Here is a 12,769-nt window from a genome sequence, read left to right on the forward strand (position 1 = left end):
AAGAGTTATGAGTTAGCTCATAAGTTAAAACGTTGGCTCATGTCTTCTATAATAGAAGCATGATAATTTATTGTTTGTTGACGCTTGTTTGTTTAGTTTTCAAAGAGCAATGTAATTGGAGCGGGTGAAGAGAATCGAACTCTCATCATCAGCTTGGAAGGCTGAGGTTTTACCACTAAACTACACCCGCATATAAAGTTGAATTGCTGAATGGTCGGGAAGACAGGATTCGAACCTGCGACCCCTTGGTCCCAAACCAAGTGCTCTACCAAGCTGAGCTACTCCCCGATAAAGAGAAAATATAATGGCGCGCCCGAAAGGAGTCGAACCCATAACCTTCTGATCCGTAGTCAGACGCTCTATCCAATTGAGCTACGGGCGCATATTGTTTTAATAGCAACTTTTATATATTAACACATTCATTAGAGTGTGTCAATAACTTTTTGGTGCGGCCGAGAGGACTTGAACCTCCACGGGGTTGCCCCCACTAGGCCCTCAACCTAGCGCGTCTGCCATTCCGCCACGACCGCATTAACATGACAGGTTTATATCTTAACTGATTCAAGCACATTAATCAACAGGTAATTAATGGTGCGGGTGAAGGGAGTCGAACCCCCACGCCTTGCGGCGCCAGATCCTAAGTCTGGTGCGTCTGCCAATTCCGCCACACCCGCATATTATTTTGAAAAACTGGTGAGCCATGAAGGACTCGAACCTTCGACCCTCTGATTAAAAGTCAGATGCTCTACCGACTGAGCTAATGGCTCATTTTTGAAGTGGAACAAAGATTGTATCCACCCATCTATTTTCCCTTATCGCATCTGATGCTCAAAAGACCTTCGGTCTTTCTCGCAGATTGCCAGGGAAGAAAACTCAATGCAGCGAGCAATCTGCTCTACCGACTGAGCTAATGGCTCAAAAAAATGGCTGGGCTAGCTGGATTCGAACCAACGCATGTCGCAGTCAAAGTGCGATGCCTTACCGCTTGGCTATAGCCCAATAAAAAATGGCGGTCCCGACCGGGATCGAACCGGCGATCTCCTGCGTGACAGGCAGGCATGTTAACCGCTACACCACGGGACCATTGAAGATATTGTTTTGTTTTGAAAATGGTGACCCCTACGGGATTCGAACCCGTGTTACCGCCGTGAAAGGGCGGTGTCTTAACCGCTTGACCAAGGGGCCATATTTGAAATGTTCTGGCGGAGAAGGAGGGATTTGAACCCTCGCGCCGGTTACCCGACCTACACCCTTAGCAGGGGCGCCTCTTCAGCCTCTTGAGTACTTCCCCATACCTATAAAAAATAATGGCTCCGCAGGTAGGATTCGAACCTACGACCGCTCGGTTAACAGCCGAGTGCTCTACCACTGAGCTACTGCGGAATAACTTCATTTTTTTCGAGCTGTTGTCTTATCGACTCTTACTATTATAGGGAGCAGCCCAGCAAAAGTCAACCATGATTTTAATATTTTTTCGCTCCCCTCATTAAACTCCTGAAAACCTTAATCTACAACTATTTCTTTGACCTTGACCAGCTTTCCCCGGCATTTTCCGCAAACATACTTTGAAGTGTTAATGAATCTTTTCCGGCGATAGTTCAACTTACAGTTACTGCATTGGTAAATCAGGAATCTTTGGCTCTTGGACCTTCTTTTCTTTTCCTCAGGCAGAGTAGAACAAAATCTGGGTGCATCTACTTGTTTCAGCAATTTCCTAAAATCATGATCTCGATGCTTGTAGCCTTTCCCTTCCAGGTGAAGATGGTAATGACAAAGTTCATGCTTGATGATCCCAATAAGCTCCTCTTCGCCAAGCTGCTCGAAATACTTTTTGTTGATTTCGATATTGTGGCTATTCAGCATGTACCTGCCGCCAGTAGTACGAAGCCTCGAATTAAAGAAGGCTTTATGCCTGAACGGCTTTTGGAAAAAGTCATCTGAGATTTTACTAACGAGGTTCTGCAATTCTTGGTCTGTCATTTGAAAACTCCTGCCTTTTTAGAAACCTGACAACCCATTATAGCATATATTAATGTTACCTTTTCCCGTATTTAACTTAAGGAGGTATTGTTTATGCCTGTCTGGTTCCAGAATCAAATGAAACGAGCCTTCTATGAAAAAAATCGTTATCAGATCAAACTCTTAAATCAATGTTGGTTTTTTTATAGAAAGAAACAGGAGTAATAACAAGATGCGAAAGCGCCTCGTTCAGCCCCGACAAGCGCTGGAGGGCCTGGCAGTGAAGTCGCTCTTTGACTTCATTGCCAGGACCGAAGCGTCTCGAGGGGCTAGGCGCTGGAGGGCCTGGCAGTGAAGTCGCTCTTTGACTTCATTGCCAGGACCGAAGCGTCTCGAGGGGCTAGGCGCTGGAGCTGGATTAAAAAAACTTCATGTAGGTTCCACACCAAGTTCCTTTTCTATATCTCTATATAATGAAAAAGACTGCAGGATCGACTGCAGTCTTCTTCATTATGCCTGTTCAGGCTTCAGCATCGTCAAAGCAACACGGCCCTTTTTCTGGTCTACACTATCTACCCATACAGTTACCACATCGCCTACGGAGACGATATCCAATGGGTGTTTTACAAAGCGGTTGCTTAGTTTGGAGATATGAACAAGCCCATCCTGTTTAACTCCGATATCAACAAAGGCTCCGAAATCAACTACATTTCTTACGGTCCCCTGAAGCTCCATCCCTGGTTTTAAATCCTCCAGCTTTAGAACATCTTTCTTCAGAAGCGGAGCCGGCAGTTCATCACGCGGGTCTCTTTCTGGACGGACTAAAGCATCAATGATGTCTTTAAGCGTCAGTTTTCCGATTCCAAGCTGGTCAGCTGTCTGATCGATATTGATTTTCCCTAAAGCATCCTTTAAGGCGGGTGTCCCTAAACCAGACGTTTTAAATCCGAGGCTGTCCAAGAGCTGCTTAACTTCGCCATAGCTTTCAGGGTGTATGCCGGTGCGGTCAAGCGGTTCTTTTCCGTCAATGACACGCAGGAATCCGATTGCCTGTTCATAAGTCTTGGCTCCAAGGCGCGGGATTTTCTTAAGCTGTGCACGGCTCGTGAACTTTCCTTCCTCCTCGCGCTTCTTGACGATGTTATTGGCAACTGTCTTTGATAGTCCTGATACATATTGCAACAATGATGATGAGGCTGTATTTACGTTAACGCCTACCTGGTTAACCGCCGTTTCTACAACGAATGTCAGGGATTCAGATAGTTTCTTCTGGCTAACATCATGCTGGTATTGACCAACACCAACAGATTTAGGATCGATTTTTACGAGTTCTGCCAGAGGGTCCTGCAATCTGCGGGCAATCGAAACTGCACTTCTTTCCTCTACCTGATAGTTCGGGAACTCTTCTCGGGCAAGGTCAGATGCGGAGTAGACACTTGCGCCCGCTTCATTGACGATGAGATAGTATATCTCTCGATCAAATTCCTTCAGGATATCCGATACGAATTGTTCCGTCTCTCTTGAGGCTGTCCCGTTGCCGATGGCTACCATTTCTACGTCGTAATCTTTCAGGACTTTGATGAATTTATCCCTCGCTTCGGTACTTTTTGCACTCGAGGTATGAGGATAGATTACTCCGATGGATAAAACTTTTCCAGTCTCATCTACAGCAGCCAATTTGCAGCCTGTCCGGAACGCAGGGTCTACCCCAAGAACGACCTTTCCTTTTAAAGGAGGCTGAAGGAGCAGTTTGCGCAGGTTTTCGGAGAAGATATGGATTGCCTGCTCTTCTGCTTTTTCTGTAAGCTCATTCCTGATTTCACGTTCAATTGATGGCTGGATCAAGCGTTTGTAGGCATCCTCAATCGCTTCCATGACCGAACCTGCTGTTATAGAGTGGTTTTTGGCAATCCACTTACGCTGCAGATAACTCATGATTACATCTGTTTTCGGCTTGATCGACACCCTTAAAAGGTCTTCTTTCTCACCGCGGTTGAGCGCAAGTATCCTGTGAGGGACCACTTTATTGACTGGTTCTGAGTATTCATAGTACATCTCATAAACCTTTTTCTCATCCTGCTCTTCATTTTTCACGGCAGATTCAATTGATCCAGTCTTAAAGGTTTCGTTTCTGATCCATTTGCGGCTGTCTGCATCGTCTGAAACGATCTCGGCAATGATATCCTTCGCGCCAGCAATCGCATCCTCGACGGATTCAACCCCTTTTTCATCTGATAAGAACTCCCTGGCCTTCTCTTCAAGACTGCCGCTAACGGGGAATTCAAGCATCCATTGTGCAAGAGGCTCAAGACCTTTCTCTTTCGCGACGGTTGCTTTGGTTCGTCTTTTTTGCTTGTACGGACGGTAAAGGTCTTCTACCTCCTGAAGCTTGATCGATTTTTCTATGTTCGCTTTAAGTTCGTCTGTCAGCTTTCCCTGTTCCTCAATTAACCTAACGACTTCTTCTTTGCGCTGTTCCAGGTTCTGTATGTATTGCCATCTTTCAACGATGTCGCGAATTTGCACTTCATCAAGGGCGCCAGTCATTTCTTTTCGATATCGGGCGATGAATGGAACCGTGTTCCCTTCAGCGATCAATGAAATCACACTTTGCACCTGTTTCGCTGTTAACGATTGCTCTTTGGCAATGATTTTTACATATTGGTCTTGCTTATCCATTGTTTGAGTCAAGAGACAATCCTCCATTATCATATTGGTATTGCTAGATACCTTAATAGTGTACCAAAACCAGGGTAAGGTTTACAGTTTCATTTCTGCCTGGAAGAAGATTAATCAATTCTATATAAAACAAAAAGAAGTCCACCGGCTATAGTAGACTTCCTACAATAAAAGTTGCATCATCCATTGAGTTTGCGTACTCGCTTTTAATTTGTTCCGCGACGGCTGCTACGGACCGGTATCCCTTCAAAAGTGTTTTTGCGCCATGGATATCAAACCCATCTGAGTAAATCAGGAATTTTGACTCTGGCTCGTAAACAAATCGTTGGGTGTGGAATACTTGCGGCTTCCCTGAAAGATAACCTGTAACCGGCAAAGGATATGTTAATTTGCCGTTCGGCGCGTAGAGGAAAAAGCGGATATTCCCGACGCAGCTGTACACGAATTGACGGCTTTCGAAGTAGACCTTGAAGATCGATACAGCAGCCCCGCGCTTTTGCACCAGAATGTTGTTGCAGTATTTCATGAGTGTATCAACATCTTCATGATGGTGCTGTTCGACAACGGAAACGACCGCCGCAGATGCTTCATGCGCGTATTGCCCTGACCCGAGTCCATCTGCTACTACACAGACAAAATAATCATCGGTGGCTGTATAATAGTAACTGTCACCGCACTCTAATTTACCTTCTTTGATTGTCTGGTAAGCATAAAGTTCTATTTTGTCTTTGAACTGTTGGATCATGTAATAAACTCCGAATTGTTGTTTTCCGCATGGATCGCTTCTTGAAGCTTTTTGATTGCCCTTCTTTGAAGTCTTGATACATGCATCTGTGAAATACCAAGCTTGTCACCGGCCTCTTTCTGGCTCAGGTTATCAAGATAGGTATATTGGATAATTAACTTTTCGCGCTCGCTCAGTACATGAAGTACTTTCTCGAGAACCATTCTCTGGTTGATTTTTTCATAGCCTTCATCAATATTTCCGACGATGTCTAACAGGGTGACTGTTCCGCCGTCAGAATCGGCTTCAATAGAATGGTCAACGGATAACGCCTGGTAGCTTTTCCCCATCTCCATCGCTTCCAACACTTCTTCTTCGGAAACCTCAAGTGCTTCTGCGATTTCATCCACTCGAGGAGAGCGGTGCAGCTGGGTAGTCAAATCTTCGACGGTTGTCTTGATTTTAGGACCAAGCTCCTTTATCCTGCGCGGTACGTGGACACTCCACGTTTTATCTCTTAAGAATCTTTTTATTTCACCAATGATGGTCGGCACGGCGAATGCTTCAAAGCTTTTGCCGAATGTTTCATCGTAACGGCGGATTGCGCCTAAAAGACCGATCATTCCGACCTGGAAAATATCCTCGTGGAACGACCTTCCCTTCGAGTACTTTCTCGCGATTGTTTCGACAAGGTTTTGATAATGAAGAACCAGCTCATTCTGGGCGTCTGCATCCTCATGCAGCTGGTAGGCTTTGATTAATTCATTAATCTCTTCTTTTGGCCTTTGCTTAGGTTGAGATTGTCTCTGCATCTCTCTCCACCTGCTCTCCTTCTCGGTACTTGGTCATAAAGACCGTGACGCCCTCTTTGTGATGGATCCGAACCTCGTCCATCAAGGTTTCGATCAGATACAGTCCCAAGCCTCCTTCGCGAAGGAATTCCACAGAACTATTCTGGTCATAAGGACCGAGGCCCTGGCGCGCTGAGTGGAAATCAAAGCTCTGGCCATTATCTGCAACCATCACTTCTAGCTTGTCTTCATACAATCCGAAACCAATGATGACTTCGCCATTCTCATTGTTCTTATATGCATGCTGCACAGCGTTCGTACATGCTTCGCTGGTCGCAATTTTTAAGTCTTCAATTTCGTCATAGGAGAAACCCATGCGGCTTGCAATACCAGACAGGGTCAAACGAATGACACCCACAAATTCCGGTTTAGCCGGGATTTTCATCTCAATATAGTCAAATGACTGGTTCATTGCACTCCACCCTCTATCTGGCTGTTTATATCGATAATGTCGGCCAAGCCGGTGATTTCAAAAAGTCTCTGCAAACGTTCGGACAAGCCGACGATCTTGAACTCGCCGTCGTGTGCACGGACGTTTTTGAATACTCCTACAAATACTCCAAGCCCGGTACTATCCATATAATTGACCTCTGAAAGGTCAACAACCATCTTTACACCTTCTTTTTCAGACAAAGGGAAAAGCTTTTCACGAAGCTGTGGAGCTGTATATGCATCAATTTCGCCGTTTACTTTAACTGCTAACTTAGATTCTGTTTCTTTAACATCTATCGAAATATTCATAAATGACCCACCCTTTACAATTCAATTGCTTTTTTGATTTACCCGTTTCGGGTCCTGATTAAACATCTCTTTTCAAAATGATTAACGTAAAATCATCCCGCAATTGGAAATGCTGAAGTTTTTCAAGTTCCCTAAAGATATTATTGACAATTTCCTGAGCATTTAAGTGAATATATTTATTTATATATCCGATTAATGTTTCCTTTTCAATGAACCCTTCTTCCGTCCTGCACTCAGTCACTCCGTCAGACATCAGGATTACCATATCCCCAGGAAGTATTTCTTTTTCGTACTGGGTATACTTTGTCCGCTTGTCCACTCCTAACAGTAAGCCTCTAGCGACCAACTCTGAGAATTCCTTCTTTTTGGAATCATAATAGAAGCCAGGCTCATGCCCTGCGGATGCATAATAGAAGATATTGTTGGAAGGATTGAACATTCCATAAAACATCGTGATGAACATGCTTGGATCAACATTCTGCTCTACGACTCTGTTCAGGTTTTCCAGGATGCTGCTCGGGTCAAGCCGGTTTTCTGGCAGGCTGTCCATCGCATACTTAATCATGGACATACAAAGCGCTGCCGGAATCCCTTTTCCGATTACATCAGCGATCGCAACACTGATATTGTCATTCTCATCCTGGACAAAATGGAAATAGTCACCGTTCATATGCTTTGCAGGGACGCTGATTGCCCCGATATCAATACCGGGAACGATAGGGATATTCGTGCCAAGCAGGGTTTGCTGGACATTGGCAGCAATTTCCATTTCCGACCTTAATTCCTCCTGCTGGTGTCTTAAGCTTTGATGCTCACGGTAAGCAATACCATAACCGATCATCACTTCGAGGAGAATGTCAAAAGAGTGCATAATATCTTCCGGAAGTTCAGGATACATTTCAAGAAGCAAGCTTTTATGCAGGCTGATGATTTCTTCCGGTGCGATTTTGTGCTCAATCGACTTGCGGCTGAATTTCTGCCCTGCATACAATGCTTGTTCGGATTGCTCTTTTATATAATTGTCAAGAATATCCCGATACTTTGATTCCATCATTTCTCGGAAATCCATACTGTTTCCCCCTAACGGAGCCATTTAGTTGCTTTGATTTGTGTTCCTTGTCCGGGAGCAGAGTCTATGTCGAATTCGTCCATAAGACGCTTCACTCCGGGAAGGCCGGCTCCTAGTCCTCCTGATGTTGAAAATCCATCTTCCATGACCTGGCGTATTTCTTTTATACCCGGGCCGCTATCTACTGCATTGATTCGCAATCCCGCTTTTCCGCCGTCGTACAGTTTATCGATGCAGATCTGTCCTTTTCCGGCGTACAAGTAAATATTCCTGGCCAATTCACTGATGGCAGTGGTGATTCTTGCTTGGTCAACCGTGCCGAATCCAAGCTCTTTCGCAACATTCCGGCCAAGCTGGCGTGCGGCCACGATGTCCCATTCATTGATAATCGTTACGCAGGATTGGATGTCCATTCAGCTATTCCCCCAATTCCTGTTGTAATTTCTCCAAACCTTTTTCTAAATCTAATGCAGTTAGGACATCATCAAGTCCGATCCCTAATTCAATTAGCGTTATGGCAACAGCAGGCTGGATTCCTGTTATGACTACAATCGCACCCATAAGCTTGGACATGTTGATGACATCTCCAAGGACCTTGGCGATAAAAGAGTCGATAAAATCAATTGAGGTTAAGTCAATGACGACACCATTTGCACTTGTCTCATGAATTTTATGGAGCAAGTCTTCTTGAAATTGAAGAGCCGTCTGATCATCAAGCTCCCATTGAATGGAGACCAATAGACAATCATCCAGTTTTAGGATAGGTATTCTCACTTTGCTCCCTCCAGTGAAACGATTTTTTTATTTGTCAGCTCAAGAGCTGCTTCGATTCCTTTTTTCAAATTATTCTTCGTTGTAAATTGGTTCAGGTCGATGCCCAGGTTGACGATGGTCTGGGCTATTTCTGGACGAATGCCGACCAGCATGCACTTGGCACCGATTAGCCTGACAGCATCCGCTGCCTGGATGATATGGTGGGCAACCATCGTATCTACGACAGGAACCCCTGTAATATCTATAAGAACTACTTCGGAACGGTGTTTAACCGCACCTTTAAGCAGGTTTTCCATGATTTGTTTTGCACGCTCCGTATCGATCGTACCGACTAACGGCATCACCGTGATTCCATCAAATACAGGAATAAGCGGAGCCGAAAGTTCCTGGAGGGCAATTTTCTGAAGGGAAACTGTTCTTTCCCACGTAGATGAGTACACACTGACAATTTCATTGTTCATTGGAGTTGCCCAGCGGTCAAACTCGTAGACGATTTCCATCTGATTCTCAGTTGTGAAGATTCCTTCCTTCTGCATCCCTTCAAAAACGATAAGATTGAAGGTATGAAGGCCTTTGGTGACAAACGTCAATGGCCAGCCAAGCCTGACGACCTTTTCAGCAAAATCCGTCAGCCTCTCATTATACTCTTCGCTTGTCCCTTTGAAATTCGAGATGATCAGATCGACGAACTCCCTGCTCGTCGAGTTGAACACGCGGTCGGAAACCAATCGAACTACCCGGTCATCCGCTTCCACTTTCGTCTTATCTATCCATTCATCCAGAATCTCTTGTTTATGACCCTGGATGTAATTCGAAATTATTTTATTCATAGCATCCTCCCCATTCTATCACAACAAAATTTTACATTACCCCATTCCGTCCAAATGTAAACCATTTTTAAAACTGTAATTAAATTTTCACAAAAATCCTGATTATATATCTCCATTTAATGATAACAGTTTTCTTTCGTCAAATAAAATCAACTTGTCGACACGATTCATGGAATATCGCAGCGCATATAAGACATAGTTATTATTCCTAATTTTGATGAATTCAATATTAGTGCGGTAAATTTATGTTTTTAGGTCTGGAGCGGTGATGGAAAATCGGCGAACCCAGGACTGCTTTGGAATGCTTTCTGCTTTTCCTGTCTAACATGTCCGAACTCGAGCCTACTTCAGACAGCTTTCCTGATTTTCCCGCTCAACCTGTCCGAACTCGAGCCTACTTCGGACAACTTCCCTGATTTTCCCGCCTAACCCGTCCGAACTCGAGCCTACTTCAGACAGCTTTCATGCTTTTCACGCTCAACCTGTCCGAACTCGAGTCTACTTCGGACAACTTCCCTGTTTTTCCCGCTTAACCTGTCCTAACTCGAGCCTACTTCGGACAGCTTTCATGCTTTTCCTGTCTAACCTGTCCTAACTCGAGCCTACTTCGGACAACTTCCCTGCTTTTCCCGCTTAACCTGTCCGAACTCGGTACTACTTCGGACAGCTTTTCTGTTTTTCCTGCCAAACCTGTCCGAACTCAGCATTGCTTCGTACAGCTTTTCTGCTTTTACAGCCTACCTATCTGAACTCGGGCCTACTTCGGACAGCTTCCCTGCTTTTCCTTCCAAACACTTCCACCACTCGAGCCAGCTCCCCCACAACCCCCAACAATTAAAAAAGAGACAAGCGCTAAGCTTGCCTCCCACACAGAAAACATCCGATTTTATTTTTTGGGGGTTATGTAAAAGGCCTGCTGGCAGGCCAGGTGTTCCGGTTACAAAAAAACGCTCTTTTTACTCAAGAGCGTGCTGTTAATCAGAATTCAATAAGACCTAAACTTACCTGAAGGGCTTCATCCACTTTTTCCATCATTTCGTCATCGAGATGGGTAATTTTATCGGTTAGGCGCTGTTTGTCAATTGTGCGTATTTGTTCCAATAATATGACCGAATCTCTTTCAAAACCGTACCGCTTCGCATCAATTTCTACATGAGTGGGAAGCTTGGCTTTTTGGATCTGTGCTGTGATCGCTGCGATAATGACTGTGGGACTGAACCGATTCCCGATGTCGTTTTGGATGACCAGTACAGGGCGGACTCCGCCTTGTTCCGAACCAACAACTGGGGATAGGTCTGCAAAATAGACGTCACCACGTTTGACAATCAAAGGATCATCCTCCGCTGACTAGACGTTCAACTGTGTGTTCTGCCTCGTATTCTGCTTGAAATGCTTCTGATGCAATGGTTAGATTAATCTTGGCCATTTCCATATAGCCACGTCTCATGGATTCACGAATTTGTCTCTTTTTCTTCTCACGCAAAAACATTTTTGTTGCCTGATAAATAAATTCGCTGCGGTTTACGTTTTCTTGCTTAACAAATCCATCTAGTTCACTCAACAGATGCTGCGGTAACTTTACCAAAATCTCAGTTGTTGCGCTGGATTCAGACACAAACATACACCTCCACCATCATCACTACATACCATTATTAAGTTCGTTATCTCTCTACCATTTCTAATATTATCACTATTTATGCCAGATGCAAAGGTAAATCAGCAATTCTTCTGTATTATCCGCCAAAAAATTAGTATTTTATGCATGGTATTAGCGGGATTACACAGGTATGTTAATTATTGGATTTGTTTTATAACAATGAATTATTCAAATCGACGACTTTGCCATTTTGCCTGTACAGCCTTGGCACCCTCGAGGAAATGATGCAAGGGACTTCATAATTGATGGTTTCCAGCTTGCTTGCAATCTCATTGATGGAAATCGATTCTTGTTCCTGGCTGCCGATTAGGGTAGCGACCGTTCCAACCGGGACTTCATTTGGAAGCTTTATCATGCATTGGTCCATGCAAATCCGGCCAATGATCGGAGACCTTTGGCCATCAACCAGCACTTCCTGCCCCTGGAGCCTTCTTATCCATCCATCAGCATACCCAATAGGAAGCGTCCCTACCCAAATTTCTTCAGGCGCTTCATAGGTAGCACCGTAGCTGACCTTTTCACCTTTTTCCAGTTTCTTCACATGCACAATCCTTGAGTGGAGTGTGAACGCCTCCTGAAGTTCCACCGGCAATTCAGGTGCAATTTCCATTGATGGCGCCAGTCCGTACATCGCGATACCTATTCTTACTGCATTAAAACGGGCATCTGGATGCATCAGGGCAGCGGCACTGTTGCTGCTGTGGACAACTGGCGGCAGCTGGTCCAGGGCTGACAGCATTTCCTTGAACAATGAAAGCTGCCTGTTGAAATACGTATCATCCAATTCATCCGCCGTCGCATAATGTGTATAGATTCCGTTAAGCATCAGGCGTGTGTCTTCTACAATAAGCCTTTCCACAGCCTTCAGCTCTTCCACCGAGCGGATTCCGATCCGGCCCATGCCTGTATCGACTTTTATATGAAGCAATAGGACAGCATCCTTTTTCAATACTTCCTGTGCTTTTTCCAGCCATTCTTTTTGAAAAACAGTCAGGATGATTCCTTCCTCAGCTGCGATGTTCACGTCCCCTGGCCTGCTGGCACCAAGGACAAGGATCGGTGCAGTGATCCCCTTTTTCCGCAATGCGAGCGCCTCATCCATGAACGCTACCGCAAGCATGGACGCTCCCGCTTCCAACGCCGATTCAGCCACTTGCAAATCCCCGTGTCCATATGCATTTGCCTTTACAACTGCAATAAGTTCAACATCCTCAGACAAATGACCTGTGATTTCCTTTACATTGTTTTTGATTCGATCCAGGTCCACTTCTGCCCATGTATCACGGTAAAAAAATCCTTGCTCTTCCACCGAAAACTCCACTTCCTTCAATCCGAGCTTAATTTATATTGTTTTATTATCAAACTGAAAGAACTCAATGTCAAATGGATAATATATACGGATTTTTCAAGGAGGAACTTCTCGGAAGTGAACTGGTTTTAGAAGAAGATTTCGATTTATTCCTGAAAAACTAAATATATTCCTTA

At 44.6% G+C, this 12,769-nt stretch carries 14 protein-coding genes and 11 tRNA genes; 1 reads left to right on the forward strand and 24 read right to left on the reverse strand.

Annotated features, from left to right (window positions below; all coding sequences use genetic code 11):
• Positions 1 to 116 precede the first annotated feature (116 nt).
• The 12 genes from J7E38_RS21540 to J7E38_RS21595 form a co-directional block, all read right to left on the reverse strand.
• A tRNA-Gly gene (locus J7E38_RS21540) sits at positions 117 to 190 on the reverse strand.
• 21 nt (positions 191 to 211) lie between these two features.
• Positions 212 to 288, reverse strand: a tRNA-Pro gene (locus J7E38_RS21545).
• Positions 289 to 305: 17 nt separating this feature from the next.
• Positions 306 to 382 (reverse strand) — tRNA-Arg (locus tag J7E38_RS21550).
• A gap of 62 nt (positions 383 to 444) precedes the next feature.
• Positions 445 to 530: transfer RNA gene (locus J7E38_RS21555), tRNA-Leu, on the reverse strand.
• 59 nt (positions 531 to 589) lie between these two features.
• Positions 590 to 674 (reverse strand) — tRNA-Leu (locus J7E38_RS21560).
• Between the two features lie 17 nt (positions 675 to 691).
• A tRNA-Lys gene (locus J7E38_RS21565) sits at positions 692 to 767 on the reverse strand.
• A gap of 157 nt (positions 768 to 924) precedes the next feature.
• Positions 925 to 999, reverse strand: a tRNA-Gln gene (locus J7E38_RS21570).
• An 8-nt stretch (positions 1,000 to 1,007) separates the two neighbouring features.
• Positions 1,008 to 1,083 (reverse strand) — tRNA-Asp (locus tag J7E38_RS21575).
• A 27-nt stretch (positions 1,084 to 1,110) separates the two neighbouring features.
• Positions 1,111 to 1,185: transfer RNA gene (locus J7E38_RS21580), tRNA-Glu, on the reverse strand.
• Between the two features lie 15 nt (positions 1,186 to 1,200).
• A tRNA-Ser gene (locus tag J7E38_RS21585) sits at positions 1,201 to 1,291 on the reverse strand.
• A 17-nt stretch (positions 1,292 to 1,308) separates the two neighbouring features.
• Positions 1,309 to 1,383 (reverse strand) — tRNA-Asn (locus tag J7E38_RS21590).
• A gap of 120 nt (positions 1,384 to 1,503) precedes the next feature.
• Positions 1,504 to 1,980 carry a SprT family protein gene (locus J7E38_RS21595; RefSeq protein ID WP_214709969.1) on the reverse strand — a complete coding sequence of 159 codons (477 nt, stop codon included), beginning with the start codon at positions 1,978 to 1,980 and terminating at the stop codon, positions 1,504 to 1,506.
• Positions 1,981 to 2,073: 93 nt separating this feature from the next.
• Here J7E38_RS21595 and cmpA point away from each other — a divergent pair, with 93 nt between their 5' ends.
• Positions 2,074 to 2,184, forward strand: a complete 111-nt coding sequence (gene cmpA, locus J7E38_RS21600) for a cortex morphogenetic protein CmpA (protein WP_139378277.1) — start codon at positions 2,074 to 2,076, stop codon at positions 2,182 to 2,184.
• Between the two features lie 285 nt (positions 2,185 to 2,469).
• On the opposite strand, the gene J7E38_RS21605 is transcribed toward cmpA, so the two are convergent.
• From J7E38_RS21605 to alr, 12 genes are all read right to left on the reverse strand, one after another.
• Complete coding sequence (locus J7E38_RS21605; RefSeq protein WP_214710006.1) at positions 2,470 to 4,638, reverse strand: Tex family protein; 2,169 nt, start codon at positions 4,636 to 4,638, stop codon at positions 2,470 to 2,472.
• Between the two features lie 148 nt (positions 4,639 to 4,786).
• Positions 4,787 to 5,383, reverse strand: coding sequence for a PP2C family serine/threonine-protein phosphatase (locus J7E38_RS21610; protein WP_214709971.1), 597 nt, complete (start codon positions 5,381 to 5,383; stop codon positions 4,787 to 4,789).
• Complete coding sequence (gene sigB, locus J7E38_RS21615; RefSeq protein WP_214709973.1) at positions 5,380 to 6,174, reverse strand: RNA polymerase sigma factor SigB; 795 nt, start codon at positions 6,172 to 6,174, stop codon at positions 5,380 to 5,382. The genes J7E38_RS21610 and sigB overlap by 4 nt, the downstream gene beginning before the upstream one ends.
• On the reverse strand, positions 6,152 to 6,625 hold the full coding sequence (rsbW, locus tag J7E38_RS21620; RefSeq protein WP_079504369.1) for an anti-sigma B factor RsbW: 474 nt from the start codon (positions 6,623 to 6,625) through the stop codon (positions 6,152 to 6,154). Before rsbW ends, sigB begins: the two co-directional genes overlap by 23 nt.
• Positions 6,622 to 6,954, reverse strand: coding sequence for an anti-sigma factor antagonist (locus tag J7E38_RS21625; RefSeq protein ID WP_144481158.1), 333 nt, complete (start codon positions 6,952 to 6,954; stop codon positions 6,622 to 6,624). Before J7E38_RS21625 ends, rsbW begins: the two co-directional genes overlap by 4 nt.
• A gap of 58 nt (positions 6,955 to 7,012) precedes the next feature.
• Positions 7,013 to 8,023, reverse strand: a complete 1,011-nt coding sequence (locus J7E38_RS21630; RefSeq protein WP_214709975.1) for a PP2C family protein-serine/threonine phosphatase — start codon at positions 8,021 to 8,023, stop codon at positions 7,013 to 7,015.
• Positions 8,024 to 8,034: 11 nt separating this feature from the next.
• Entirely contained in the window at positions 8,035 to 8,436 is a 402-nt protein-coding gene (locus J7E38_RS21635; protein ID WP_214709977.1) for an anti-sigma regulatory factor, read from the reverse strand.
• Between the two features lie 4 nt (positions 8,437 to 8,440).
• Complete coding sequence (locus J7E38_RS21640; RefSeq protein WP_041967776.1) at positions 8,441 to 8,797, reverse strand: STAS domain-containing protein; 357 nt, start codon at positions 8,795 to 8,797, stop codon at positions 8,441 to 8,443.
• The gene (locus tag J7E38_RS21645) at positions 8,794 to 9,627 is read right to left on the reverse strand and encodes an RsbT co-antagonist protein RsbRA (RefSeq protein WP_214709979.1); all 834 of its coding nucleotides are present in this window, start codon (positions 9,625 to 9,627) and stop codon (positions 8,794 to 8,796) included. Before J7E38_RS21645 ends, J7E38_RS21640 begins: the two co-directional genes overlap by 4 nt.
• A gap of 978 nt (positions 9,628 to 10,605) precedes the next feature.
• Positions 10,606 to 10,956, reverse strand: coding sequence for a type II toxin-antitoxin system endoribonuclease NdoA (gene ndoA / locus J7E38_RS21650; protein ID WP_041967053.1), 351 nt, complete (start codon positions 10,954 to 10,956; stop codon positions 10,606 to 10,608).
• Between the two features lie 4 nt (positions 10,957 to 10,960).
• Positions 10,961 to 11,242, reverse strand: a complete 282-nt coding sequence (locus J7E38_RS21655; RefSeq protein ID WP_031308192.1) for a CopG family ribbon-helix-helix protein — start codon at positions 11,240 to 11,242, stop codon at positions 10,961 to 10,963.
• A gap of 193 nt (positions 11,243 to 11,435) precedes the next feature.
• Positions 11,436 to 12,593, reverse strand: a complete 1,158-nt coding sequence (alr, locus tag J7E38_RS21660; protein WP_214709981.1) for an alanine racemase — start codon at positions 12,591 to 12,593, stop codon at positions 11,436 to 11,438.
• Between the last annotated feature and the right edge of the window lie 176 nt (positions 12,594 to 12,769).

It is taken from the genome of Bacillus sp. ISL-35 (genome assembly GCF_018613355.1).
In the GTDB taxonomy this organism is placed as follows: domain Bacteria; phylum Bacillota; class Bacilli; order Bacillales; family Cytobacillaceae; genus Mesobacillus.